At 66.5% G+C, this 24949-nt stretch carries 19 protein-coding genes; 4 read left to right on the forward strand and 15 right to left on the reverse strand.

The window, feature by feature from the left end:
- Positions 1-118 precede the first annotated feature (118 nt).
- From NKH51_RS16625 to NKH51_RS16635, 3 genes are all read right to left on the reverse strand, one after another.
- A complete protein-coding gene (locus NKH51_RS16625) occupies positions 119-1369 on the reverse strand; it encodes an acyl-CoA dehydrogenase family protein (RefSeq protein ID WP_254762785.1) in 1251 nt (416 codons plus the stop codon).
- Between the two features lie 317 nt (positions 1370-1686).
- Entirely contained in the window at positions 1687-2937 is a 1251-nt protein-coding gene (locus NKH51_RS16630) for an acyl-CoA dehydrogenase family protein (RefSeq protein ID WP_254762786.1), read from the reverse strand.
- A 171-nt stretch (positions 2938-3108) separates the two neighbouring features.
- On the reverse strand, positions 3109-4278 hold the full coding sequence (locus NKH51_RS16635) for a thiolase family protein (protein ID WP_254762787.1): 1170 nt from the start codon (positions 4276-4278) through the stop codon (positions 3109-3111).
- A 160-nt stretch (positions 4279-4438) separates the two neighbouring features.
- On the opposite strand from NKH51_RS16635, the gene NKH51_RS16640 reads away from it, so the two are divergent.
- Positions 4439-5224 carry an SDR family NAD(P)-dependent oxidoreductase gene (locus NKH51_RS16640; RefSeq protein ID WP_254762788.1) on the forward strand — a complete coding sequence of 262 codons (786 nt, stop codon included), beginning with the start codon at positions 4439-4441 and terminating at the stop codon, positions 5222-5224.
- Between the two features lie 40 nt (positions 5225-5264).
- Here the strand turns inward: NKH51_RS16640 and NKH51_RS16645 are convergent, their stop codons facing one another.
- The 8 genes from NKH51_RS16645 to NKH51_RS16680 form a co-directional block, all read right to left on the reverse strand.
- Complete coding sequence (locus NKH51_RS16645) at positions 5265-6701, reverse strand: amidase (RefSeq protein ID WP_254762789.1); 1437 nt, start codon at positions 6699-6701, stop codon at positions 5265-5267.
- 68 nt (positions 6702-6769) lie between these two features.
- A complete protein-coding gene (locus NKH51_RS16650; protein WP_254762790.1) occupies positions 6770-8038 on the reverse strand; it encodes an acyl-CoA dehydrogenase family protein in 1269 nt (422 codons plus the stop codon).
- A 24-nt stretch (positions 8039-8062) separates the two neighbouring features.
- On the reverse strand, positions 8063-9748 hold the full coding sequence (locus NKH51_RS16655; protein ID WP_254762791.1) for a long-chain fatty acid--CoA ligase: 1686 nt from the start codon (positions 9746-9748) through the stop codon (positions 8063-8065).
- Between the two features lie 99 nt (positions 9749-9847).
- Positions 9848-10255 carry a hypothetical protein gene (locus tag NKH51_RS16660; RefSeq protein ID WP_254762792.1) on the reverse strand — a complete coding sequence of 136 codons (408 nt, stop codon included), beginning with the start codon at positions 10253-10255 and terminating at the stop codon, positions 9848-9850.
- Positions 10252-11415: a CaiB/BaiF CoA transferase family protein gene (locus NKH51_RS16665; protein ID WP_254762793.1), complete on the reverse strand. Its 1164-nt coding sequence runs from the start codon at positions 11413-11415 to the stop codon at positions 10252-10254. Before NKH51_RS16665 ends, NKH51_RS16660 begins: the two co-directional genes overlap by 4 nt.
- Before the next feature lie 114 nt (positions 11416-11529).
- The gene (locus NKH51_RS16670; protein ID WP_254762794.1) at positions 11530-12462 is read right to left on the reverse strand and encodes a ferritin family protein; all 933 of its coding nucleotides are present in this window, start codon (positions 12460-12462) and stop codon (positions 11530-11532) included.
- 81 nt (positions 12463-12543) lie between these two features.
- Positions 12544-13932, reverse strand: a complete 1389-nt coding sequence (locus NKH51_RS16675) for an APC family permease (RefSeq protein ID WP_254762795.1) — start codon at positions 13930-13932, stop codon at positions 12544-12546.
- Positions 13929-14180 carry a hypothetical protein gene (locus NKH51_RS16680; RefSeq protein WP_254762796.1) on the reverse strand — a complete coding sequence of 84 codons (252 nt, stop codon included), beginning with the start codon at positions 14178-14180 and terminating at the stop codon, positions 13929-13931. The genes NKH51_RS16675 and NKH51_RS16680 overlap by 4 nt, the downstream gene beginning before the upstream one ends.
- A 132-nt stretch (positions 14181-14312) precedes the next feature.
- Here NKH51_RS16680 and NKH51_RS16685 point away from each other — a divergent pair, with 132 nt between their 5' ends.
- On the forward strand, positions 14313-15050 hold the full coding sequence (locus NKH51_RS16685; protein ID WP_254762797.1) for a 3-hydroxyacyl-CoA dehydrogenase family protein: 738 nt from the start codon (positions 14313-14315) through the stop codon (positions 15048-15050).
- Positions 15051-15539: 489 nt separating this feature from the next.
- On the opposite strand, the gene NKH51_RS16690 is transcribed toward NKH51_RS16685, so the two are convergent.
- Positions 15540-16337, reverse strand: coding sequence for an enoyl-CoA hydratase/isomerase family protein (locus NKH51_RS16690; RefSeq protein WP_254762798.1), 798 nt, complete (start codon positions 16335-16337; stop codon positions 15540-15542).
- Between the two features lie 98 nt (positions 16338-16435).
- Positions 16436-17503, reverse strand: a complete 1068-nt coding sequence (locus NKH51_RS16695; RefSeq protein ID WP_254762799.1) for an anthranilate phosphoribosyltransferase — start codon at positions 17501-17503, stop codon at positions 16436-16438.
- 170 nt (positions 17504-17673) lie between these two features.
- Here NKH51_RS16695 and ahbB point away from each other — a divergent pair, with 170 nt between their 5' ends.
- Positions 17674-18714, forward strand: coding sequence for a siroheme decarboxylase subunit beta (gene ahbB, locus NKH51_RS16700; protein ID WP_254762800.1), 1041 nt, complete (start codon positions 17674-17676; stop codon positions 18712-18714).
- A 343-nt stretch (positions 18715-19057) separates the two neighbouring features.
- Here the strand turns inward: ahbB and NKH51_RS16705 are convergent, their stop codons facing one another.
- Positions 19058-22141, reverse strand: coding sequence for an FAD-binding and (Fe-S)-binding domain-containing protein (locus tag NKH51_RS16705; protein WP_254762801.1), 3084 nt, complete (start codon positions 22139-22141; stop codon positions 19058-19060).
- Positions 22142-22560: 419 nt separating this feature from the next.
- Positions 22561-23448, reverse strand: a complete 888-nt coding sequence (locus NKH51_RS16710; protein ID WP_254762802.1) for a 3-hydroxyacyl-CoA dehydrogenase family protein — start codon at positions 23446-23448, stop codon at positions 22561-22563.
- Positions 23449-23633: 185 nt separating this feature from the next.
- On the opposite strand from NKH51_RS16710, the gene NKH51_RS16715 reads away from it, so the two are divergent.
- The gene (locus NKH51_RS16715; protein ID WP_254762803.1) at positions 23634-24776 is read left to right on the forward strand and encodes a thiolase family protein; all 1143 of its coding nucleotides are present in this window, start codon (positions 23634-23636) and stop codon (positions 24774-24776) included.
- Positions 24777-24949: the final 173 nt, after the last annotated feature.

Below are 24949 nucleotides of genomic sequence, written 5' to 3' on the forward strand. Positions count from 1 at the left end.
GCCCTGCCGATCATCGTCTCGCCGGTGGCGCTGCGAGCGTGCGATCCGCTCGGCGGAACGGCGGTGACGAGTCACGGACGAAAAACGGCGCCGAAAACGGAGCGTTCGAGCGGAAGCGTTACTCGTCGAGTGCGTCGATGCGCAGATCCTCGTCGAACTGCAGGCTGTTCTCGATCTCGGCCGCGTCGACGTCTTCGAAGGCCCAGCGAGCGATCGAACGCCGGTGGACCTCGTCGGCCCCGTCGACGATACGGAACCGGCGGACGGCCTCGTAGAAGTGGGCGATCGGCAGGTCCTTGCCGATCCCGTTACCGCCACAACACTGCAGGGCGAGGTCGATGGTGTCGTTGGTGACGTTCGCAGCGAACATCTTCGACATTGCCACCTCGATGCGGGCGTCGCTGCGGTCGAGTTCGCGCGCGGCGTGGCGGACCATACAGCGGGCGGCGTGCAGTCGGGTCTCGGCGTCGGCGATGCGATGGCGCAGCGCCTGCTTTTCCTCGAGTTTCGTGCCAAAGGCCTCGCGTTCTTGCAGGTAGGCTTTCGCGACATCGAGCGAGCGCTCGGCCATGCCCGAGTAGCGCATGCAGTGGGTGAGTCGGCCGCCGCCGAGGCGCATCTGGGCGATCTGGAAACCTTCACCTTCCTCACCGATGGTGTTCTCGACGGGAACGCGGACGTTCTCGAACTTCACTTCGGCGTGGCCGCCCTCGCGCTCGGTGATGCCGTGGCCGCCCAGATGGGGGACGTTGCGGACGACTTCGACGCCGTCGGCGTCGCGGGGTACCATGATGATCGAAGTGCCCTCGTAGGGATGGGCGTCGAGGTCGGTCCGGACCATCGCCAGATAGTAGTCCGCGCCGAGACCGTCGGAGGTCCACCACTTGTGGCCGTTGATGACCCACTCGTCGCCGTCCTTGACGGCGGTGCTCTGGAGCATCTTCGGGTCCGAGCCGGCCCCGACCTTGGGCTCGGTCATCGCGAACGCCGTCTGAATGTCGCCCTGGACGAGCGGTCGGAGCCACTCCTCTTTCTGCTCTTCCGTGCCGACCATCTCGAGGGTGTGCATGTTGCCCTCCTGAGGCGCGTTCGCGCGGATCGCGAGCGCACCGATCAGCGAGCGCCCGACCTGCTCGAAGGACGGCAGCATGTCGCTGAAGTCGAGCCCCTGGCCGCCGTACTCTTCGGGCACCTGTGGCGCGAATAGGTCCCGTTCCTTGGCCATGTCCCACATCTCGTGGATCTCGTCCATCGTGATCTCCTCGCCCGTCGCGAGCGCCTCCCGCTCGCGGGGGATGACGACTTCGTCCATGAACTCCTCTACGCGACCCGCAACCTCCCTGGCTTTCTCGGAGTCGTGGTACTCCATATCACCGACGACTAACTCCAGTACTGTAAAGATATAGGTAACGAATCGCATTAATTGGAAACTGCTCGTGGTGCTCTCGATCCCTCGAGACCTGCCACCGTACCCCGCAATCGTCTCTCATCTCCTCTTCTCTCCTTTCCTCTCCCCATCGTGGCTCACCGCGTCGGCCCCCGCTCGAGCGGTTCGGACTCGCTCGAGGCCGATACGTCGGCCCCCGCTCGAACGAACGTAGCGACCTCTTCGCGTACAGACGGGCGGTTGCATCGGGAACGACGCTCGCCAAAAGAGAGCGAAAATTGGCTCCGAGAGCGACCGAATTACTCGTCGAGCGCGTCGATTCGCAGGTCCTCGTCGAACTGGAGGGTGTTCTCGATCTCGGCCGCGTCGACATCTTCGAAGGCCCAGCGAGCGATCGAACGCCGGTGGACCTCGTCGGCCCCGTCGACGATGCGGAAGGCGCGGACGTTCTCGTAGAAGTGGGCGATCGGCAGGTCCTTGCCGATCCCGTTACCGCCACAACACTGCAAGGCGAGGTCGATGGTGTCGTTGGTGACGTTCGCGGTGAACATCTTCGACATCGCGACCTCGATACGGGCGTCGCTGCGGTCGAGCTCGCGTGCGGCGTGACGGACCATCGTTCGCGCGGCGTGGAGCCGCGTTTCGGCGTCGGCGATGCGGTGGCGAAGCGCCTGTTTCTCCTCGAGTTTCGTGCCGAAGGCCTCGCGTTCCTGTAGGTAGGCTTTCGCGATGTCGAGCGAGCGCTCGGCCATGCCGGAGTAGCGCATGCAGTGGGTGAGTCGGCCGCCGCCGAGTCGCATCTGGGCGATCCGGAAGCCTTCGCCCTCCTCGCCGATGGTGTTCTCGACGGGGACGCGGACGTTCTCGAACTTCACTTCGGCGTGGCCACCTTCGCGTTCGGTGATGCCGTGGCCACCCAGGTGAGGGATGTTCCGCTGGACTTCGACGCCGTCGGCGTCGCGGGGTACCATGATGATCGAGGTACCTTCGTAGGGATGGGCGTCGAGGTCGGTCCGGACCATCGCCAGATAGTAGTCCGCGCCGAGGCCGTCGGACGTCCACCACTTGTGGCCGTTGATGACCCACTCGTCACCGTCCTTGACGGCGGTGCTCTGGAGCATCTTCGGGTCCGAGCCGGCCCCGACCTTGGGCTCGGTCATCGCGAACGCCGTCTGGATATCGCCCTGGACGAGCGGTCGGAGCCACTCCTCTTTCTGCTCTTCCGTGCCGACCATCTCGAGGGTGTGCATGTTGCCCTCCTGGGGCGCGTTCGCACGGATCGCGAGCGCACCGATCAGCGAGCGCCCGACCTGTTCGAACGAGGGCAGCATGTCGCTGAAGTCGAGCCCCTGGCCGCCGTACTCTTCGGGCACCTGCGGTGCGAACAGGTCCCGTTCTTTGGCCATGTCCCACATCTCGTGGATCTCGTCCATCGTGATCTCCTCGCCCGTGGCCAGTGCCTCCCGCTCGCGCGGGATGACGACTTCGTCCATGAACTCCTCTACGCGGCCTGCGACCTCCGTGGCTTTCTCGGAGTCGTGGTACTCCATATCACCCATGATCGCATACAGCACTGTAAAGCTATAGGTACCGGTTCACATGAATTGGCAAACGGCGCCGAGACTATCGGCTCCTCGACCCCTGTCGCCGCCCTCGTTCGCTTCACATCCCCGTCCGTTCCCTCTCCAGCGAACCGCGATACCCCTCGCTCGAGCGGGCGATCAGACCCGCTCGATGATCGTCGCGACCCCCTGACCGAAGCCGATACACATCGTCGAGAGCGCGGTGTCCTGGCCGGTGCGCTCGAGTTCGTGAGCCAACTTCGTCAGCAACATCGCGCCGGTCGCGCCCAGCGGGTGGCCGTGGGCGATCGCGCCGCCGTTGACGTTGACGTCCTCCCAGGAGGCGCCGGTCTCCTCGAGCCAGGCCGCCGGCACCGAGGCGAACGCCTCGTTGACCTCGAACAGATCGATATCGCCGATCGTCATGTCGGCCTGCTCGAGGACGTTCTCGGTCGCCGGGATCGGCCCCTTCAGCATCGTGATCGGGTCGACGCCGACGACTTCGGTCTGGACGATGCGGGCCATCGGTTCCCAGCCGTGTGCGTTTGCGGCTTCTTCGCTCGCGATCAGCAACGCACAGGAGCCGTCGACGATCCCCGAGGAGTTCCCGGGGTGGTGGAAGCCGTTGCCTTCCTCGCGGAACGACAGTGGCAGTTCGGCCAGCGTCTCCTCGTCGGTGCCGGGACGCGGGTGTTCGTCTTGCTCGACGACGACCTCCTCGCCGTCGAGTTCGGTCTCGACGGGCGTGATCTGGTCGTCGTAGCGGCCCTCGTCCCAGGCCTCCTTCCAGCGGCGCTGGGAGTCGGCGGCGATCTCGTCGAGCTCCGAGCGCGAGAAGCCGTATTCCTCGGCGATCCGTTCGGCGCCCTCGCCCTGATGGGTCACCTCGTCGAAGTGCTCGAAGTAGGTGTCGGTGAGGCTGTCGCCGCTGTCCGCCCCGTCCGCGCCGTCGGACCCCATCGGGACGCGAGTCATGTGTTCGACCCCGCCCGCGATGAGCACGTCGTGCTGGCCGGCCATGACGTTCGCCGCGGCGAAGTTCGCCGCCTGTTGGCCGGAGCCACACATCCGATTCAACTGGACGCCGGGGACGATGTCGCCCCAGCCGGCCACCATCGGCGCGAGTCTGGCGATGTTCAGCCCCTGCTCGTCTACGGGCGTCACGCAACCGTAGATGACGTCCTCGATCGTCTCCGGCTCGAACCCGTTGCGCTCGCGAAGCGCCTCGAGCGGTTCGGCGGCGAGGTCTTGCGGATGGGTATCCCGGAACGAGCCGCCGCGTTTCCCGAACGGTGTGCGGACGGCGTCGACGATGACTGCGGAGTTCATGACGTGTGCGTGAGTATTCCACGATCGATCATAGAGGTTGTGCATAAATTCGCGATCGTTCGAGATGGAGACTGTACCGTCGAATCTTTCCCCGCCTTGGCAGTGAAATCTGGTACCGCTCCCCAATGATTAAGTCAGATAACGAAGTATTCGCTCGGGCATGGACTTTGGTATCCAGAACCGGACCGCCGTCGTCACCGGCGGGGCCGGCCGCATCGGAAGTGCCGACTGTCGAACGCTTGCCGAGGAGGGCGCGAACGTCGTCGTCCTCGACGTCGACGCCGACGGCGCGCGGGAAGTCGCTGACGAGATCGACGAGACGGCCGACGCCGGCGAGGCGATGGCCCTCGAGTGCGATCTGACCGACCGGGGGGACGTGGCCGACTCCATGGACGAGGTCCGCGACGCCTTCGGCGGCGTCGACATCCTCGTGAACAACGCCGCGATGGTCGACGCGCGCTCGCGGCTGGCCGACTACGACGACGACGTCTGGAACCGCGACGTGGAAATCAACCTTACGGGCACATACAACATCAGCGCGGAGGTGTTCCCGGAGATGTGCGACCGCGGCTGGGGCCGCGTCGTGAACATGTCTTCGATGGCCGGCTGGTACGGCGGCTTCGGCCAGATTTCGTACTCGGCGACGAAGGCCGCCATGATCGGCGTCGGCCGGACGATGGCGCTCGAGGGGGCCCAGTCGGGCGTCACCTCGAACGTCATCGCGCCGAACATCGTCGTCGGTCCGTGGTCGGAGATGAGCCCCGACGAACTCCGCGAGAACGTCGACGAGTACTACGCCCGGATCGCCGAGGCGACGCCGATGCGCCACCTCGGGACGGAGGAGGACGTGGCCAACATGGTCGCCTACCTCTGCTCGGAGCAGGCTTCCTACGTCACGGGACAGATCGTCGGCGTCACCGGCGGGATCGACCTCTTCAGTTTCTGATCGCGGACTCGGGACCGTCTCGAATCCGCCGTGCGTTTCGTTACGCCGGGTACGCGTCGTGCCACGGTCGCCGCCGCTCGAGGGCGGCGCTGGCCGCGAGCACGTCGTCGTCGGCGTGTCGCGGGCCCGCGAGTTGCATCCCGACGGGGAGCCCGTCGACGACGCCAGCCGGGACCGAGGCCGCCGGCTGCCCGGTGAGGTTGAACGGCTGCGTGAGCACCCAGCCGCGGTACGGTTCGATCTCGACGCCGTCGATCTCCTCGGGCTCCTCTCCGTGGGGGAACGGCGTCGTCCCGCAGGTGGCCGTCGCAAGGAGGTCGTACTCCCCGAAGAGGTCGATCAGTCCGTCGAGGACGTGCGTCCGAACGACGTCCGCGCGCTTGTACTCCCGCGTGGTCGGCTCGTCGGCCTCCATGATGAGCTCCACGAGATACGGCCGGAGGCGGTCGCGGTCCTCGCCGAGCGGATCGAAGCCCTCGTCCTCCAAGTTCTCGAGCAGCGACCCCCACCGCACGGTCGCCATCGTGTAGTAGGCATCGAGGATCTCCTCGTTACTGTGTCCGAGGTCGGGATCGACCGCGTCGACGGTCGCGCCGACGCGCTCGAGCGCCGAGACGGCGTCCTCGAGCGCGTCGCGGACCTCGGGGGCGACGGGATAGATCCCCATATCGGGGCTGTAGGCGATTTTCAGGTCGTCGATCGGCCGGTCGACCGCGTCGCGGTATTCGCCACCCTTCGGGATCGAGAACGGATCGCGCGGGTGCGCCCCCGCCATCACGTCCAGCGACAGCGCCGCGTCTTCGACCGTCCGGGCCAGCGGTCCGTTCGTCGAAAACGGGGTGTGACTGGCGAACGCGTTGGGCCGGCTGACGTTCGGGATCACTCCCTGCGTCGGCTTGAGTCCGTACACGCCGCAGAAGCTCGCCGGAACCCGGACCGAGCCGCCGGCGTCGGAGCCGGGTGCCAGCGGCACGAGCCGATCGCCGAGCGCCGCCCCGGCTCCGCCGGAGGAGCCCCCCGAGACGCGGTCGGGATCGAACGGGGTCCCCGTCGGCCCGGCGACGCGGTTGTCGGTCGTCACCCCGAGCCCGAACTCGGGTGTGTTCGTCTTCCCGACCACGATCGCGCCCGCTTCCCTGAGCCGGGCGACGAACGGCGAATCCGACTCGGCGACGCGGTCCTCGAAGAGCAGCGATCCCGAGGTCGTTCGGATCCCCTCGACGTCGTCTAAGTCCTTGATCGCGACGGGAACCCCGTGGAGCGGCCCGAGCGGCTCGCCCTCGTCGATCGCGTGGTCGGCGTCGGCGGCCATCTCGCGGGCCAACTCGTCCGTGACGGTGACGAACGCGTTCGTCCGGTCGTTTCGATCGTGGATGCGCTCGAGGGTGGACTCGACGACCTCCGTGGCCGAGTAGTCGCCGTCTCGGATCGCTCGCGCGATCCCGGCGGCGGTTCTGTCTGTGACCCGTGTTACCATAGCATGGCGTATCAGCGTACCGAGTGAAAAACGTTCGTCTACGGGAAACCTCGGGCCGCGACCGTGAGTCAGTCCGTGATCCCCATCGACTTCGCGATCGTGTTCAGCTGGATCTCGTCGGTCCCCTCGACGATCCGCAGGATGCGCGCCTGGTGGACCAGGTCCATGTAGGGGCTCTCCTCGGCCAGTCCGTTGGCCCCGTTGACCTGCACGGCCGCGTCGGCGACCTCCCAGAGGACGTTCGTCGCGAACCACTTCAGCACCGACGAGTCCATGATCGTCCGCTCGCCTTCGGCCATCTTCCAGGCGAGTTTGAGCCCCGCCGCGTCGGCCGCGTAGGTCTTCGCCCGCCCCTTCGCGAGCTTGGCGGAGACCTGCTGGAAGTTCCCGATCGATCGTCCGAACGCCTCGCGCTCGGTGACGTACTCGCCGGCCTCCTCGAGTAGGTACTCCGAGTACCCCACGGCCTCGGCGCCGAGCTCGAGTCGGCCCAGCGAGAGGAACTCCATCGCGGCGTAGAAGGCCTCGTCGACCTCCCCGAGGACGCGGTCGTCGGGGACGCGCACGCCATCCAGAATCACTTCGGCCTGGGACCCCTCCGCGCCGACGGCGTTGTTGTACGACCCGATCTCGTACTCGTCTGCCTCGACGATGAAGCAGGTGATGCCGCCGTAACGGCCGACCTCCTTCTGGGGCGTGGTCCGCGCGAAGAGCTGGATGAAGTCCGCGTATGGCGCGTTGGTGATCCACTGCTTGCGCCCGTTGATGATCCATTCGTCACCGTCCTTCTCCGCGGCTGCGCCGCTCCGTTCCGAGGCGCTCCGCGCCTCGCTCTTTTCGGCAGTGGTCTCCATGTTCGGCGAATCCGACCCGACGCCGGGCTCGGTCTGACCGAACGCCGTCGACTTCTCGCCGCGGACCACGGGCTCGAGATATTTCTCGCGCTGGTCGCCCTCGGCCTGTAAGAGCAGCGGCTTCGGGCCTTCGGGGCCGGCGAGGACGTAGCGCTCGAGGCCGCCGCCGTGGGTCGCGAGGTGCTTTTTCGCTCGATACCAGGTGACTGGCGAAATCCCGTCGCCGCCCGCGTCTTCGGGCAGGTTCATCGCGTAGAAACCTGCCTCGGCCGATTTGCGCCGGATCTCCTCGCGGGCCTCGAGCAGCTCGTCGGTCCAGCGACCGTTCTCGTGGTGACCCTTTCGGGGATTCGTATAGGTGTCGCCGAGGTCCTCGACGATCGGCTCGACCTCGCGCTCGACGAACTCGTCGATGCTATCGAGGATCAGTTCGGTCTCCTCGTCCGTGTCGAAACTCACGCCGCCGGTGGTGTTTACTCCCATGGTGGACTCTCTCATTCCGCGTACTTATTGGTGTGGCGCGGGCTCGTCGTCCTCGGCCTCGAGGACGATGTCGAACTCGTCGCGCAGCGATTTCTTGTCGAACTTGCCCGTCGAGGTCTTGGGAATCTCCTCGATGAACCGATACTCGTCGGGCAGCCACCACGAGGGGAACGTCTCCAAGAGGTGGGCTTCGAGGTCGTCTTCGTCGACGTCCGCGTCCGCGGTCGGGACGACGACCGCGAGCGGGCGCTCCTGCCAGCGCTCGTGGTCGACGCCGATGACCGTCGCCTCGCGAACGCCCTCGTGGGCGATGAGTTCGTTCTCGAGTTGCACCGACGAGATCCACTCGCCGCCGGACTTGATGACGTCCTTGTCGCGGTCGACGATGTCGATGTAGCCCATCTCGTCGCGGGTGGCGATATCGCCGGTCCGCAGGTACCTTCCGGCGGACGAGTCCGCCGACTCCCCGCTCGTGTCGCTCGCGGGGACGTCGTCGGTGAACGACTGCTCGTTTTCCTCGGGTCGGTTGTGATAGCCGTCGGTCACCCAGGGGCTGCGGACCAGCAGTTCGCCCATCGTCTTGCCATCGGCGGGCACTTCCTCGCCGTCGTCGTCGACGATGCGGGTCTGCATGCCCGGCACGGGCAGCCCCGCCTTCGCGCGGTACTCGTATTGTTCGTCGCTGGGCAGTTCCGCGACCTCCTTGCGGAGCGTGCTGAGCGAGCCCAGCGGCGAGGTTTCGGTCATCCCCCAGCCCTGGATGATCGGCGCGTCGTACTCCTCGTCGTACTTCCGGATGAGCGATTCGGGCGGCGCCGACCCGCCGACCGTCAGCCGGTCGATGTTCGAGATGTCGACTTCGGGGTTCTCGTCCAAGAACTCCGCCATCTCGAGCCAGATGGTCGGCACCGCGGCGGAGAACGTCACGTCCTCCTCGTCGATCAGGCGGGCGATCGTCTCGGGATCGGTGTGGACCGAGGGGAAGACCTGCTTCGCGCCGACGAGCGTCGCGCCGTAGGGGATTCCCCAGCCGTTGGCGTGGAACATCGGGACGACCGGGAGCACGGTGTCGCGCTCGCTGATCGCGTTGGCGTCGGTGTGACCGCCCATGATGCTGTGGAGGAACATCGCCCGATGGGAGTAGGCGACGCCCTTGGGCAGCCCCGTGGTCCCGGAGGTGTGGCACATCCCGTACTCCGCGTCCTCGTCGAGGTCGGGCCACTCGTAGTCGGTCGACTGGCCCTCGAGTAGCGACTCGTAGTCGGTCACCGGCTCGAGGCTCGTCTCGGGCACCTCGTCGTCGAGGACGACGTACTGCTCGACGGTCTCGAGGTCGTCGGCGTTGGCCTCGACCTTCTCGATGAGCCCTGGATCGACGAAGATCACGCGGTCCTCGGCGTCGTCGATCGTGTGGACGAAGTGGTGATCGGGTAGCCGCATGTTACACATGTGGATCGACCGCCCCGAACACGCGGGGCCGAAGTAGAGTTCGTAGTGTCGATAGTGGTTCGTCGCGACGACGCCGACCCGGTCTCCTTCCTCGAGCCCGAGGTCGTCGAGCGCGCCCGCGAGCTGGTTGATCCGCTCGTACGCGTCGGCGTACGTGTATCGGTGCGTGCTGCCGTCGGGCAGTTTCGTCACCAGTTCCCGGTCGGGGAACAGGTCGACCGCCCGCTCGAGCATCTTGTCAAGTGTTAACTGGGCACCCATCATGGCCGTCTGCAGTGATTCTGTCCAGCGACTTATGGTTTGGGTCGATGTCGCCTCTTGAACTCGTTTTCGGGGATCGTTACCGTCCCGTTCGCGCGCTCAGCACGGTATTCGGAGACGATCGCTCCCGTGACCACCGGCTACATTTCGCCAGCGTCGTCCTGTCAACGTAGCCGAAAAACTATACACGCGGTCGTGGAGCGGTAGGTGATGACAGATGATAGCATACATGAAGCCGTCGACGACCGGTACGAGTCGGGGATGGGGTGAGACGGGCACGTCCACGTCGGCGACGAGGCGTCGCTCAACATCGCCGAGGAGGCGCTGGGCCGTCACGCCGACTCCGAGGATACGGGACTCCACATCCGCGACTTCGAGTGCGGCGAGACCGAGACGTACACCGTCGCTGAACTCGCTGCCGCGGCGAACCGAGTCAGCGACTATCTGGTCGAACACACCGAGCGCGTCGACCGCGTCGGCGCTCGTACGGACAGCAGACAGTCTCACAGGATCGACCCGGCGTCGCGGAGGGCGGCCAGTTCGCCCTCGTCGTACCCCACCTCGGCGAGCAGGTCGTCGGTGTGCTCGCCGTGGTCAGGCACCGACTCGTCGTGGCTCTCGGGGACGTTCGACCCCACCGCGGGGAAGCCGACCCGCGGCGGCGCGTCGTCGGGCCGCTCGACCAGCCCGCGGGCCTCGAGTTGGGGGTGTTCGACGGCCTCGGCCGGCGTACAGACCGGTCCGGTCATCGTTTCGTCGCTCAGCTCGTCGAGCCAGGCGTCCCGCGACCGGCTCGCGAACAGGGCCTCGAGTTCCTCGCGGACGGCTTCCAGTTCGGCCGGGTCGTCCGTTCCGTGCAGATCGACGAGGTCCTCGCGGTCGGTCTCCTCGCAAAAGGCCTGCCAGAACTTCGGCTCGAGCGCCGCGAAGGTGACGTAGCGCCCGTCGGCGGTCTCGTAGACATCGTACCAGGGGACCGCGCCGGTGAGGGTCGTCTCGCCGGGTCGCGGGTCGCCGCCGGTGAGCGCGTCGTGGGCGACGGCCTGCGAGAACGAGGCGACCACGTCGGTCATGGCCACGTCGACGTACTCGCCGCCGTTGCCGAGTTCGCGCGAGAGCAGTCCGCCGACGATCGAGAAGGCAGCGAACAGCCCGCCGCCCAAGTCGCCGATCTGATAGCCCGGGATCTGCGGGGCCATTTCCTCGTCCTCCCGGGTCATATCGAGTAAGCCGGCCACCCCGACGTAGTTCAAGTCGTGGCCTGCGCGCTCGGCGTAGGGACCGGTCCCGCCGTAGCCGGATAGCGAGCAATACACCAGCTCCTCGTTGTACTCGCGCAGCGTCTCGTAGTCGATCTCGAGGCGTTCGGCGACGCCGGGCCGGAACTGCTCGAAGACCACGTCGGCCTCCGCGACGAGCCGGTAGAACGCCTCGCGGCCCCCCTCCGATTTCAGGTCGAGCCCGACGCTTCGCTTGCCGCGGTTGACGCCGTCGAACAGGCCGCCGACGCCGCGTTCGGTCGTCGGCTGCGAGTATCTGGCGTAGTCGCCCGCGTCGGTGTCCTCGACTTTCACCACGTCCGCCCCCGCGTCGGCGAGCAGTTGCGTCGCGTACGGCCCCGGCAGGAGCCGCGACAGATCGAGTATCCGCACCGAATCGAGTCGCATGCTATCACGTCTCTGGCGGGTTCCAAAAGCCTACCGTCGCGGCCGTTCGGCGAATCGCCCGACGACCCGCCCGCCGCTCGAGGGATCTCCCGACGACCCGCCGTCGCTTCGTCGTCAGTCGTCGCCCTCGAGGGACACCAGTTCGTCGACGTCCGGGATGTCGGCCGCGGCGTCGGTGATCTGTTGCATCCGGTCGGTGTGTTTGTCGACGGCGTAGGCGGCGAGTTTCCCCTCCTCTAGACCGACGCGCTCGTCGGGATCGTCGGGCTGGAACCGCTCGTCTTCGGTGATCCCCTGGACCAGCGGGAGGAGCTCGTCGACCGTCTCCTCGATAATTGTGGGGTCGACGCCTTCGGCGATGAGCTTCTTGAGCTGGTTCATCCCGAAGCCGACGTGGCGGCCCTCGTCGCTGCGGATCTTCGTGAAGCCCTCGACCAGCCCCGGCAGGTGCGGTAGCTCCTCGAACTCGCCGCCGTAGGAGGTCTGCATCCCGTAGTAGCCGGTCTGTGCCAGGATGCCCTCGACCGTGAGGTGGTAGTGGCAGTAGGCTTTTGCCCGGTTCTCGGGGGTGTCCGCCTCGAGCAGCCGGAACTGGGCCTTTCGGTTCCGGTCGAAGAGTTCGATGTAGGGATCGTTGAACCACCTGTCGTGGCGCGGGTTCGATCGCTCCCAGCCCAGTTCGTCCTCGACCGTCCAGATCACCTCCCGCCAGTACCGGTCGAAGAAGTCCGCGTGCTTTGCCTCCTCGTACAGCTGGGTCGTCAGGAACAGCTGATCGTCGATGTTATCGAGTACTGCACCAAGCGGCGCGAGGTCCTCGGTGACCGCGTCCTCGCCCGCGCCGAACTTCGCGATGCCGTTTAGCGTGCCGTACCACGACTCCCGATCGTACTCCTCCGCTCCCTCGATATACTCGAGCAAGTTCTCGACGTCTCGCTCGAGGTCGATCTCGCCGGGGTCCCAGTGGCGTTCGACCGCGTTCCGATAGTACCGGTTCGATCTGGACTCCCGATCCATCATCTCCGTTGGCGTGTACTCCGTTGCCATATACCAAAGACGCCGATCGAACTATTAAATGTATGGTCGCTATGATATCCGCTCGCACGCACGACGGTCACTCGAGCGATTTCAGTCTCCGCCGCGGTCGGTCGCGTCCCCGTCGACGCGCTCGTGGCCCTCGAGCGAGGTCATCGTCCGATAGGTCTCGACGCGGTCGGTCTTGCCGAGACGGTAGCGGTAGTAGCAGTACGCGACGGCAAACCAGCCGACGAGGACGACGCCGACGACGGGTCGCTGGAGGAGCGTGACGACCCAGAACGCACCGGTGACGAGCGCGCCGCCGATCACCGCCGCGAGGAGACCGCGCGAGCGCCGGAGCCGGAACGGCGCATTGGCGTAGTGGTCTGGGAACTCCCGCGGGAGGTTCCAGAGGCCGATCGCACAGAAGAAGTACGCGGTGAGGCTGGCCAGTCCGATAAAGACGGAGAGGCCGACGATTTCGTTCGCGAGTGGAACGAGTACGAACGGCGGGACACCGAGGACGGCGACGGCGTAGTGGGGTGTATCGAACCGGGGATGGATCCGCGAGAACGCCCCCGGAAGGATGCCGTCGCGGCTCGCGCGCATGAGCGTCCGGGAGAAAACCAGCAGCGTCGTGTTGACCGTGGTGACGACCGCAAAGATCGCGCCCGCGGCGACGACGTACTCGCCCCACCACGGGAGAAATCTCGAGGCGGCGAGCGCGAGGTCGGCCTCGCCGCCCAGTTGTGCGAACGGAACGACGCCGACGAGGACAGCGATCAGCGCCACGTAGAACAGCGCGACGATCCCGATTCCCAGCCCCAGCACGAGCGGGATCGTCCGTCGGGGATCGTCGATCTCCTCGCCGAGTTCGACCAGCAGCCCGAAGCCGAGGAACGGGTAGAACAGCGCGACGACGGCGAGCCCGAACGCGCCGTAATCCGGGAAGAACGGCGCGTAGTTGGCCGCGTCGACGGCGGTCGCGCCGGGCACGATGAACGTCAACAACACCAGTACGAGCCCGGCGAAGAAGACGAGTTGCACCTGCGCGACCAGCCTGAGGCCGATCAGATTGATGAGGAGAACGAAGCCGAGCAGGACGTAGATCAACACCATCGACGGCACGTCGAAGAAGATACGAGTGTACTCGGCGAAGCCGGTCGCCGTCACGAGCAGCGATGCCCACGCGACCAGGGGAACGGTAGCGGGGACGAGAAATCCCCAGTAGGGGGCCGTAAGCCGGGAAATGTAGACGTACAGCCCGCCAGCGACCGGCATCGCGGAGCCGAGCAACGCGTTGTAGAGGACGACGAAACTCGCCGGAATCGCTGCCAACACGATCGCCAGCACGACCGACGGACCGGCGGCCCCCGCCAGCGGTCCCGGCAGGACGAATATCGGCACCGAGATCGCGTTGCCGACCAGCAGCGCCAGCACGCCGACGATGCCGATGCTCGAGGAGAGCGTCTCCGACCCGCTCTCCGTCGATCCGCTCATCTCCCGTCGGCCCGCTCGGCCCGTCGGCGACGGATCTCGCGGTCGCGAAGCCGCCGGCCAGCGGCGAACCCGGCGACGCCACAGAGCACGGGCGCGGCGAGAAGCAGCGCCTCGAGCGTCAGCAACGGGAGTACGATCCCGACGCCGAGCCCGAGTACGAGCCCACCTTCCGGGTACTGTGCCGCGGCCACTTCCCGTTCGATGTCGTCCATCTCCGCCGGCGCGTCCCGGTACCGTCCGATTGCCATGCAATGACTCACCACGATCTCGGCAAAGTATCTTTCGGGGAGCTGATACCTCCGGGGGCGGCGGATGCCGGTGACAGCGTTCGTTCCGCCGGGTTACCAAGAATTAAGTTGATTCTCGTGAAGGATGGTGTCATGGCACAAAAGAGTGCAGCCGTCGTCGGTGGCGGCATCATGGGCGCCGGTATCGCACAGGTACTCGCACGCAACGGCTACGAGGTCTCGGTCCGCGAGATCAACGAGGAGTTAGCCGAGGAGGCCGAGGAACGGATCGTCTCGGGTAACTACGGACTGAACGACGCCGTCGAAGGCGGCTATCTCTCCGAGGACGAAAAACAGGAAGTCCTCGACCGGCTGACGTTCACCACCGATCTCGACGAGGCCACCAACGGTACCGACTTCGTCATCGAGGCAGTGACGGAGAACCTCGCCATCAAGGGGCAGGTCTTTCGCGACCTAAACGAGGTCACCGACGACCAGCCGCTGTACTCGAACACGAGCGGCTTCGCGGTCACGTCGATCGCCAACGCCGTCGACGACCCCTCCCGCGTCGCGGTGACCCACTTTTTCAACCCGGTCGCGGTCATGGACATGGTCGAGATCGTCCAGGCACCCGAAACCGACGAGGCCGTCGTCGAGCGCGCCGAGGAACTTGTCGACGAACTCGGCAAGACCCGCGTCACCATCGACGACGACCCCGGTTCCTACGGCTTCCTCGCCAACCGCTGTCACGCGGCCATGCGCGAGGAAGCGAAGAAGATCGTCGACGAAGGCATCGCCACGAAAGAGCAGGTCGACAAGGCCCTCGAGGACGGCTACAACCTCCCCGTTGGTCCGTTCTCGCTGGCCGGCCTCGGCGAGGAGTGGGACTGAAAGATCCGTTTCGCCAACTGTTGGGGAGTCCCGTCAGTCTCCGACCGATGAATCGGTATGCGGTGGCGCGCGCTGAACCGCAGTGAGCGACGAGCGAACTGCGGTTCGATACTGCGCGAGGGATGAGCGAAGGAACGGAGTGACTGAGCGAATCGGCTGGGGAGGACGCGGAATCCCTAGTTGCCACGATAGCAGGACGCTCTTACTCGTCAGTTCTAAACACCGTTCGACGAGTATCCGTGACCAAGAAAACGCGCGCTGCTATCGTGGCAACACGGGGGGACCACGCCCTCCCCAGCCGATTCGCTTGCGACGCTCGCTCATCCGAAGGAAGACGCTTCGCGTCTTCCAGGCCTTCGTTCACTCCGTTCACGAAGACCTCGCGCAGTATCATCGGCCGCCTTCACTATCGTTCGGCCGACCGACAGTGCGCGCCACCGCAGGCCGAAAAATCGGCCGAGTGAGACGTCGGTCGCCCAACTCGTCCCGTTACTTCCCTTCGAACTCGGGTTCGCGGTCCTCGCCGAACGCGGCTGCGCCCTCGGCGTGGTCTTCCGTCTTGAGCAGTTCCGCGAAGAGGGAGCTGTCGTAGGCGAGCCCCTCCTCGAGCCCGCTGTGAACCGCCATGTCGGCGGACTTCTTGATCGACTGGATGGCCAGCGGGGCCTGGCCGGCGAGGTCGGTGACGAACTCGTCGACCGCGTCCTCGAACTCGTCGTCGTCGTAGACGTGGTTGACGATGCCCTCCTCGTCCGCGCGCGCCGCCGAGATGTGCTCGCCGGTCATCGCCAGCTCCTTCGCGACGGCGGGGCCCGCGATCTTCGTGACGTACTGGACGCCGCCGGCGCCGGGGAGGATGCCGAGGTTGACCTCCGGGAAGCCGAACGTCGAACTCTCGGTCGCCAGCCGGAAGTCACAGGCCAGCGCGGTCTCTAAGCCGCCGCCCAGACAGTAGCCGTCGATCTTCGCGATGACCGGTGCCGGGAAGTCCCGGATGAAGTCGTAGTGAGACCGGGCCGAGGAGCCGCCGGACGACTCGTCGGAGAAGCCGCCGATGTCCGCGCCGGCACAGAAGGCCTTCTCGCCGGCCCCTTCGAGCACCACCGCGCGCAGGGCGACGCCGTCGGCGCCCTCGTTTTGTTCCTCGAGCAACTCGAGGCCGGCGACGATGTCTTCGCGCAACTGGGCGCTCAGTGCGTTCAGCGCGTCCGGCCGGTTCATCGTGAGCGTGCCAACGCCGCTGTCCTCGTCGTACTCTACCAGGACGGTGTCGAGTGATTCGTCCATGCACGGTGGTCACGGGCAACGATCAAAAAGGTACACTGTTCGTCGCCCCGAACAACCGGCCGCCGCCGGAGGCGAGCACTCGAGCGCCGACGCCCCTCTCAGAAGGCCCGTAGCTCCTCGAGCACTGCTGCCGCGCTGCCGTCGGCGATGACCTCGCGGGCCCGCTCGAGGCCATCCTCGAGACTATCCACGTCCTGTCGGGCGTACATCCGGAACGCGCCGTTCAACGCGATCGCGTCGGCGAAGTGGTCCTCGCGGTCGCCGGCGAGGACGTCCTCGGTGATCGTCGCCGAGTCGGCAGTCACGTCCTCGACCTCGAGGTCCTCGGCTTCCATCTCCATCCCGTACTCGGCGGTCTCGATCTCGTAGTCCTCGAGGTCCTCGCCCGAGTTCCACTCGGCGACTTTCGTATAGCCGGGTCGGATGTCGTCGTACCCCTCCATTCCCTGGAAGAAGATGGCCCGCGAGTAGTCGAGTCGCTCGCTCTCGGCCAGCGTGTCGCTCAGCTTCTTCGCGAACGCGAGGTGGTAGAACGAGCCGAGGTGGACGTCGGCGTTCGCCGGGTTGGCGATGGTCTCGATCGTGTTGACGAACGTGCGCACGCCCATCCGATCGCGCCGGTCGTAGAGGTCCTGAATCCCGGGATTGAACGCGGGCTGGTAGTAGAAGCCAAAGCCGGTCTCGTCGACCATGTCGGCACTCTCGGCGGGCTCTATCTCCGTCCGAACGTCGAGTTCGTCGAGGACGTGTTTGTAGGCCGTCGCCTTCTGGGTCGGGACGCGGTCACCGGAGTGGACGACGACGGGGGTGCCGGCCGCGGCGGCGACGATACCGGCACCCACGCCGAGGACGGCGGAGGTGTGCTTGCCGTCGTAGTTGGCCCCGCAGTCGACCGGCTCGCAGTTCGGCTCGGCGGTGACGACCGATTCCTCGCGCATGACGTCGGTGTAGGCCGCCAGCTCCTCGGGGTTGTTTCGCTTCCAGCGGTTGGCCAGCCAGAACGCGCCGAGCGTGGTCGGGTCGGGTTCGGCCGCCAGAATGCGCTGGAAGGCGTCGCGGGCCTGCTCGCGGGTCATGTCGTCGGCCGACTTCGGGCCGGAGCCGACGACCTCGGTCATCAGCCGCTCGAGCGGCCAGTCGCCGAATTCCTGGGTTGCCTGCGCCATATCGTGCAAGCGTTGGGGCGGATCGCGCAAAAGCCTCCCGCTTCCGGCGGACGTTCGCCCGTCAAACGACGGGTTTCGAGCCGATGGACGGTGGAACCGAAAAAACCGACCGTTCCCGGTATCCGGGCCGACCCGAAAACGATACGGGCCCCTTCTCCCTAGAGCAATCAATGAGTAGCCTGTCGGGGGACTGGCGCGAGGCCATCGACGACGCGGACGCGGCGCTGATCGACGGCTATCAGAGCGGCTTCCCCGTCGTCGAGCGACCGTTCCGCCGCGTCGGTGCCGAGATCGGCCTCGAGGAGTCGGCCGCGGTCGACCGCGTTCGCGACCTGAAGGAGGCGGGCGTCGTCCGCCGGTTCGGTGCCGTCCTCAACCCGCCCGTCATCGGCTCGTCGACGCTCGCCGCGGTGCAGGCCCCCGAGGAGCGGTTCGACGAGGTCGCGGCGATCGTCAACGAGTACCGGCAGGTCAACCACAACTACGCCCGCGACCACGAGTGGAACATGTGGTTCGTCGTCACCGCGGGCTCGCGGGAGACCCGCGACGAGATCCTCGCCGAGATCGAAGAGCGAACCGGCTGTGCCGTGTTGAACCTCCCGATGCTGACTGACTACTACATCGACCTCGAGTTCCCGGTGGTCAACGCCGACCGTTTCGCGCGCGAATCGCTCGAACAGCGCACCGACGCCTCGGCGACTCGGATCAGCGAGGCGGCGACCGGCGGCCTCTCCGCGCTCGAGGCCGAGTTGCTGCTCGAGATTCAGGACGGCTTTCCCCTGTCGGCGACGCCGTATCGGGACGTCGCCGAGCGGCTGGGATACGCCGTCGAGGACGTGCTCGCGGCCGTCGAGCGCCTGCTCGAGAACGGTTGTCTCAAGCGCATCGGCTGTGTCGTCAACCACGTCGTGACGGGCTTCGACGCAAACTGCATGGTCGTCTGGAACGTCCCCGACGACCGCCTCGACGAGTGGGGCGAGCGCGCGGGCGGCCTGCCCTACGTCACGCTCTGCTATCACCGACCGCGCAGACCCGATCAGGAGTGGTCGTACAACCTCTTTACCATGATTCACGGCCGCGACCCCGAGGCCGTCGACGAGAAGATCGACGAACTGGCCGCGGACTACCTCCCCGTCGACCACGAGCGGCTCTACTCGACTGAGACGCTGAAACAGACGGGCGCGCGCTACGACGAACTGGTCGGCATCTGACCGCGGTTCCGAATCGGCAGTTTGACCGTTGAACCGTCGGCGGCCGCGAGACCGATCATCCATTGCGATTGTTCAACAATGACCAAATTAACAGGGGATAGTCTCTTTAGATCAGGGCGAGAATGGGCGAACTGCACCGCGAGGTGCGCTATGTGTGAGGGTCGTTCACCACCTACCGTTCTGACCCTCACACAGCAGCTTCCGTCGCCGGAAGCGTCTCGTGGTTTGTCGACATCCCTAATAAATGATTTCGCTCTTTCGAAGCGACAGATAGTGCGCCATCGGTCGATTTCACGGTCGTCTCGCGAGCGATGACGCGTCGAATAGCGACGCGTCAACGGCGCTATCGTCTCCGCTCGAGCGCTTCGGCGACGACCTCGATCGGCGTCGGCGGCTCCGTGCTGGCTCCCGGACGGTTCTCGAGTTGGGTGCGACAGGACGCGCCGGGTGCGACGACGCGGTCGCCGTCGCTGTCGTCGACCTGTTCGTAGAGGATCTCGGCGATGGCATCGCTCATCGAGGCGTGTTCGGCCTCGTAGCCGAAGCTGCCGGCCATGCCACAACAGCCCGAATCGAGCGGGTCGACGGCGTAGCCGGCCCGCCGGAGAACGCCGACGGCGTGGTGGTCTTTCGCGACGGACTTCTGGTGGCAGTGGCCGTGGTACGTGAGGTCCTGCTGGACCGCCGCGGGGTCGAAGTCGATCTCCTCGTCCAGACGGAAGGTATCGATGTACTCGCAGACGCCGTAGGTCGCCCCCGCCAGCGTCTCCGCCGCTTCCGTCGAGAGCAGGTCGAGATAGTCCGACTGGAACATGACCGCGTCGGAGGGCTCGATGACGACCACGTCCCAGCCGTCCTCGACCCGCGGCGCGAGCGCTGTCACATTTTCGCGGGCCGCGTCACGCGCCGTCTCGAGGAACCCCTTCGAAAAGGCCGGCCGGCCGGTGTCGCCGAGGTCGTCGGGGACGGCGACGCGGACGCCCGCGGCCTCGAGGACGCGGACGGCCGCCTTGCCGGCCTCGGGATTGCTGTAGTTGGTGAAGGTGTCGGGGTAGAGGAGGGCCGTCCGCCGGGCTGCCGCCTCGCCGATCCGCGAGCCGCCTCGCTCTCGAAACCAGTCCCGAAACGTCTCCGCGCGGAACGTCGGCAGCGGCCGGCCCGAATCGATCCCGACGACGGCCTCGAGCAGCTTGCGCGCGCCCGGAACCTTCGGCAGGGCGTTCGAAACCGGCGCGAGCCGCGAGCCCCACCTCGAGAGGGGTTCGACGTTGGCGAAGAGCCGGTCCCGGAGCGTCGCGCCGTTTCGCTGGTGGTACTCGTGGGTCACTTCGGCTTTGAGTTTCGCCATGTCGACCTCGCTCGGACAGTCGATGGCACAGCCCTTGCAGCCGATACAGAGGTCCATCACCTCCTCGACTAACTCGTCGGAGACGGCCTCGTCGGGCGCTAGATCGCCGCTCATCGCCTGCCGGAGCGCGTTCGCGCGGCCGCGAGTCGCCGTGATCTCTTCCCGGCTGGCCCGGTAGGTCGGACACATCACGCCGCCCGTGGTCGACTGCTCGCCGCGACAGCCGCCACAGCCGTGACAGAGCTCGACCATGCCCTGCATCCCGTTGTCGTTGTCCCACTCGAGTTCGGGCTCGAATCCCGTCTCGAACTCGTAGTCCGGCGAGAACCGCAGGTGTTCACGCAGGTCCGTCGGGTCGTCCTCGCGGAAGACGACCTGCCCCGGATTGAGGAGCCAGTCCGGATCGAACGCCGTCTTGAGGCCCTGAAACGTCTCCCAGAGTTCGTCGCCGTAGAGCTTCTGATTCCACTGGGTCCGGGCGCGGCCGTCGCCGTGTTCGCCCGAGACCGAGCCACCGAGTTCGACCACCAAATCGGTCACGTCGTCTGCAATACCGTGGAGTTGCTCGAGCCCGAGCTCCGTCTTCGTGTTCACGAGCGGCCGGACGTGGAGCACGCCGGGGCCAGCGTGGGCGTAGAAGCTGGCGTAGGTGTCGTGGGCCTCGAGGATCTCCTCGAAGCGCTCGACGAACTCCGGGAGCCGGGCGGGCGGGATCGCGGTGTCCTCGATGAAGGAGATGTGCTTCGCGTCGGTCGTCCGCGAGAGCAAGATTGGGAGCCCGGACTTGCGTAGTTTCCAGAGCTTCGCGCGCTCAGCGTCGTCGTAGGCCTCGAGCGCCTCGATGGCGAGCGTCTCGGCCTCGCTTTTCGCCGCGTCGGCGGCCGGTTCGCCCGTGGGCGTCGCCGACGGCACGCGGTCGGCGAGCAGGCCGGCGACCTGCGCTTTCCCGTGGGCGGCGTCCTCGGCGTAAAACTCGACGAGGAGGACGGCGTTGGTCCCATCGGGAAGCATCTCGGCGACGGGACCGAACTCGGCGGTGTCGCGCGCGAGGTCGAGCAGTACATCGTCGAGGACCTCGACGGCCGAAGGCTCGTGTGCGAGGATCGGTTCGACGTCTCGCATCGCCTGGTGGAGGTCGGGATAGCAGAGCAAGGAGACCGCCTTCGTCTGGGGAACGGCCTCGAGCGAGACCGTCGCCTCGGTGACGACCGCCAGCGTGCCCTCGCTGCCGGCCAGCAGGCGCGCGAGGTTGACGGTGCCGGGCTCGCCGGTCTGCTCGCCGCCCGGCAACTCGTCGCCGCGAGCCTCCGCGACGAGCCGATCGAGGTTGTATCCGGAGACGTTTCGCTTGAGATCGGGATACGTTTCGTCGATGCGATCGGCCTCCTCCGTGAGGATTCGGTCGACTTCGGCGTAGATCCGGCCCTCGAGATCGCCGTCGGGATCGGCCCGCTCGGCGATCTCCGCCGTGGTGACCTCGCCGAAGCGGGTGACGGTACCGTCGGCCAGCACGGCCTCGACCTCCTCGATGTAGGCGTCGGTCTTGCCGTACTTCAGGGAGTGCGAGCCCGTCGAGTTGTTGCCGATCGCACCGCCGATGGCGCTCTTGTCGCCCCACGCGGGGTCGGGGGCGAACTTGAGGTCGTGGGGGGCGAGCGCCTCGTTCAGCGTCCCGAGGATCGTCCCGGGCTGGACGGTCGCCGTCCGCTCGCCGGGATCGATTTCACGGATCTCGGTCATGTGCCGACTGAAATCGAGCACGACGGCTCGGTTGACCGTCTGGCCGGCGAGGCTCGTCCCGCCGCCACGCGGGAGAACCGGAATCCCGCGGGCGGCGCAGTACTCGAGAATGCCCGCTACGTCGGCGGTCGACTCGGGGAAGGCGACGGCGATCGGCGTCACCTCGTAGGGGCTCGCGTCGGTCGCGTACAGCTCGCGGGAGTACGAGTCGGCCCTGACCTCGCAGTCGACGAGGGCTTCGAGGTCCGCGACCAGCGCCGGGCGATCGACGTCGTCGCTCCGGTAGTCGTAGTTCGCGCGCCGGTCGGCGGCCGGGTCCGCGCTCGGCTCCAGGGACATACCGTTTTCTTGCTCAGGGGCGGCTAAAAGTGCCCGCATTACCGATCGCAGGCCGACGACGAGGGCGGGCGAACGACCGCCGTTCGTCCGTCCGCTCACGCCGTCGCCGCGTCGACTGGGGTGTGTCGCGAACCGTGGCGTCTACGTTCGATGGTCCGCTCGAGAACGAATTGGGGTGGCCGAACGGCGGATCTCGAACCGCTCGGCCGGCACGCGGGGCGTTCCGATGCTGGGAGTGGTGACCGAGTCCGAAAGTGGCCCCGTCGTTTTCCCACGTGCGCCCCCGGGGCCGCCGCCCGATGACTCGGGCGGTACTGGCTTGTAAGCGGGGATACAAAACAAGCGGAACGCCTAACTAGTTGGGATAGCCGAGACCGACAGGCGGCCGGTCGTTCGATGTCGGGACCCGCGCGCCTGCTTTACGCGTCGTCGCCCCAGTCGCCGCTCATCCCGACGCGCTCGCCGTCCTCCCAGACGTAGTAGCCCTCGCCGCTTTTCTTGCCGAGCTTGCCCGCTCGGACCTTCCGGCGCAGCGACTGCGGCGGTTTGAACCGCTCGCCGAGCTCCTCACGGAGGTGTTCGGCGATGTGCAGGCGCACGTCCAGCCCGACGTGGTCGGTCAACGTCAGCGGCCCCATCGGGTGGCCGTAGCCGATCGACATCGCCTCGTCGATATCGGCCGGGCTGGCGACGCCCTCGTCGACCATCCGGATCGCCTCGAGGCCGAGCGCGAGGCCCAGCCGCGAACTGGCGAAGCCGGCCGTGTCCCGAACGACAACGTCCTCCTTCTCTACGTCACGTACGTAGTCGATCGCGAGTTCCTCCGTGCGCTCGTCGGTCTGCTCGGCGATGACGATCTCGACTAAGTCCATCAGATGCGGCGGGTTGAAGAAGTGCAGCCCCACCGCGCGCTCGGGGTGCTCGAGGGCGCTGGCCATCTCGGTCACCGACAGCGAGGAGGTGTTCGAGGCGATGACGGCGTCCTCGCTCGCGGCGTCTTCGACGTCCGAGAAGACCTCCTTCTTCAGGTCCATGTCCTCGGGCACGGCCTCGACGACCAGATCGGCGTCTTCGACCGCCGCCTCGAGGTCGGTCGTCCCCTCGATGCGCTCGAGGGCGGCGTCCATCTCCGATTCTGTGAGCTTGTCCCGGTCGACGCCGCCCTGTAGGTTCTCGCGGATCCCCTCGAGGCCGCTCTCGACGAACTCTTCTTCGATGTCCCGGAGGACCACGTCGTGGCCCGCCATCGCGGAGACCTGTGCGATTCCGTGTCCCATGCTTCCGGCGCCGAGCACTGCGATTTGCATGTGCGACATCTCTGGGGAAATGGTCAAAAGGATTCTCATACGGCGAAACGAGGGCGATGACATCGTATGGCGGCTCCCGTCTCCGAACGATCGTCTCGAGCGACGGGAAGCCGACGAAAGGCGGCGCGAAACCGAGCGACAGAGCGGAGCTACTTTACGGTCGGAGAGTGAGTTACTGCCTACCAATGAGCGATCGGCAGCCAGTCATCGTGCAGGCAGTCCGGACTCCGCAGGGCAAACACGGGGGCGTCTACGCCGAGACGCCAAGCGAACAGCTCTCCGTGCCGCTCGTCGACGAGATGATAGAGCGAACGGGCCTCTCCGGCGAGGACGTCGACGACGTGCGCTGGGGCTGTGCCAAGCAGGTCAACGAGCAGAGCAACAACATCGCGCGGGTCATCGCCCTGCTCTCGGAACTGGGCGAGGGCGTCCCGGGAACGACGATCGACCGGCTCTGTGCCTCCTCGGCGGAGGCGATTATGAGCGCCAGCGACGCCATCCGGGCGGGCCAGCGCGACGCCATCGTCGCGGGCGGCGTCGAGAACATGTCCCGCAACGAGCGCCGCAAAGGGATCGGCTCCTACGAGGGGATCGCCGAGCAGTACGACGCGGCCGGCCTCGCGATGGGCCAGACCGCGGAGACGGTCGCTCGCGAGTACGATATCTCCCGCGATGCTCAGGACGAGTACGGCGCGCGCAGCCAGCAGCGCGCGGTCGAAGCGACGGAAGAAGGCAGATTCGACGACGAAATCGTCCCCATCGAAACCGAAGACGGCACCGTCACCGAGGACGAGGGGCTCCGTCCGGGCACGACGAAAGAGAAGATCGCCGGCCTCCCGCCGGCCTTCGAAGAAGACGGCACCGTCACCGCCGCCAACGCTTCCCAGATCTCCGACGGCGCGGCCGGCGTCATGCTCACGAGCCGCGAGTTCGCCGAGGAGCACGGCCTCGAGATCATGGCCGAAATCGAGGACCACAACGTCGCCGGCGTCGACCCCACCGTCATGGGGATCGGCCCGGTACCTGCCGTCCGCGGGATCTGGGAGCGCAACGGCCGCTCGGCGAAGGACTACGACCTCGTGGAACTCAACGAGGCCTTCGCCAGCCAGACGATCTACTGCCGGGACGAACTCGGTTTCGACGACGAGACGTTCAACGTCAACGGCGGCGCGATCGCCATCGGTCACCCGCTGGGTGCCTCGGGCGCGCGCCTGCCGGTCACGCTGATCCACGAACTCCGGCGTCGGGGCGGCGGCCTCGGGCTCTCGACGATGTGCGTCGGCTACGGGCAGGGCGCGGCCGTCGAGTTCCGCGTCCCCGAGCAGTAAGGTCGGCTCGAGTACGGTCGGACCTGAGTCGAGCCGGATCGGGCCCGACTCGAGACGATCGAGCCGGACCGCCTCTCCCTCTTTTCGGTCTCTATATAATTCTGTGAGAGATTCAAATTCGGACTCGAGTACGAATGTAATCGCCGAGATAGGGCTCGAAAGGTGCTCTGGAA

The organism is Natrinema marinum, assembly GCF_024296685.1.
Taxonomy (GTDB): domain Archaea; phylum Halobacteriota; class Halobacteria; order Halobacteriales; family Natrialbaceae; genus Natrinema; species Natrinema marinum.

Coding starts and splice junctions, on each gene's coding strand:
- NKH51_RS16625 (WP_254762785.1), bottom strand. CDS start 1,369: ATGGAGTACCACGACTCCGAGAAAGCCAGGGAGGTTGCGGGTCGCGTA.
- NKH51_RS16630 (WP_254762786.1), bottom strand. CDS start 2,937: ATGGAGTACCACGACTCCGAGAAAGCCACGGAGGTCGCAGGCCGCGTA.
- NKH51_RS16635 (WP_254762787.1), bottom strand. CDS start 4,278: ATGAACTCCGCAGTCATCGTCGACGCCGTCCGCACACCGTTCGGGAAA.
- NKH51_RS16640 (WP_254762788.1), top strand. CDS start 4,439: ATGGACTTTGGTATCCAGAACCGGACCGCCGTCGTCACCGGCGGGGCC.
- NKH51_RS16645 (WP_254762789.1), bottom strand. CDS start 6,701: ATGGTAACACGGGTCACAGACAGAACCGCCGCCGGGATCGCGCGAGCG.
- NKH51_RS16650 (WP_254762790.1), bottom strand. CDS start 8,038: ATGGGAGTAAACACCACCGGCGGCGTGAGTTTCGACACGGACGAGGAG.
- NKH51_RS16655 (WP_254762791.1), bottom strand. CDS start 9,748: ATGGGTGCCCAGTTAACACTTGACAAGATGCTCGAGCGGGCGGTCGAC.
- NKH51_RS16665 (WP_254762793.1), bottom strand. CDS start 11,415: ATGCGACTCGATTCGGTGCGGATACTCGATCTGTCGCGGCTCCTGCCG.
- NKH51_RS16670 (WP_254762794.1), bottom strand. CDS start 12,462: ATGGCAACGGAGTACACGCCAACGGAGATGATGGATCGGGAGTCCAGA.
- NKH51_RS16675 (WP_254762795.1), bottom strand. CDS start 13,932: ATGAGCGGATCGACGGAGAGCGGGTCGGAGACGCTCTCCTCGAGCATC.
- NKH51_RS16680 (WP_254762796.1), bottom strand. CDS start 14,180: ATGGCAATCGGACGGTACCGGGACGCGCCGGCGGAGATGGACGACATC.
- NKH51_RS16685 (WP_254762797.1), top strand. CDS start 14,313: ATGGCACAAAAGAGTGCAGCCGTCGTCGGTGGCGGCATCATGGGCGCC.
- NKH51_RS16690 (WP_254762798.1), bottom strand. CDS start 16,337: ATGGACGAATCACTCGACACCGTCCTGGTAGAGTACGACGAGGACAGC.
- NKH51_RS16695 (WP_254762799.1), bottom strand. CDS start 17,503: ATGGCGCAGGCAACCCAGGAATTCGGCGACTGGCCGCTCGAGCGGCTG.
- ahbB (WP_254762800.1), top strand. CDS start 17,674: ATGAGTAGCCTGTCGGGGGACTGGCGCGAGGCCATCGACGACGCGGAC.
- NKH51_RS16705 (WP_254762801.1), bottom strand. CDS start 22,141: ATGTCCCTGGAGCCGAGCGCGGACCCGGCCGCCGACCGGCGCGCGAAC.
- NKH51_RS16710 (WP_254762802.1), bottom strand. CDS start 23,448: ATGCAAATCGCAGTGCTCGGCGCCGGAAGCATGGGACACGGAATCGCA.
- NKH51_RS16715 (WP_254762803.1), top strand. CDS start 23,634: ATGAGCGATCGGCAGCCAGTCATCGTGCAGGCAGTCCGGACTCCGCAG.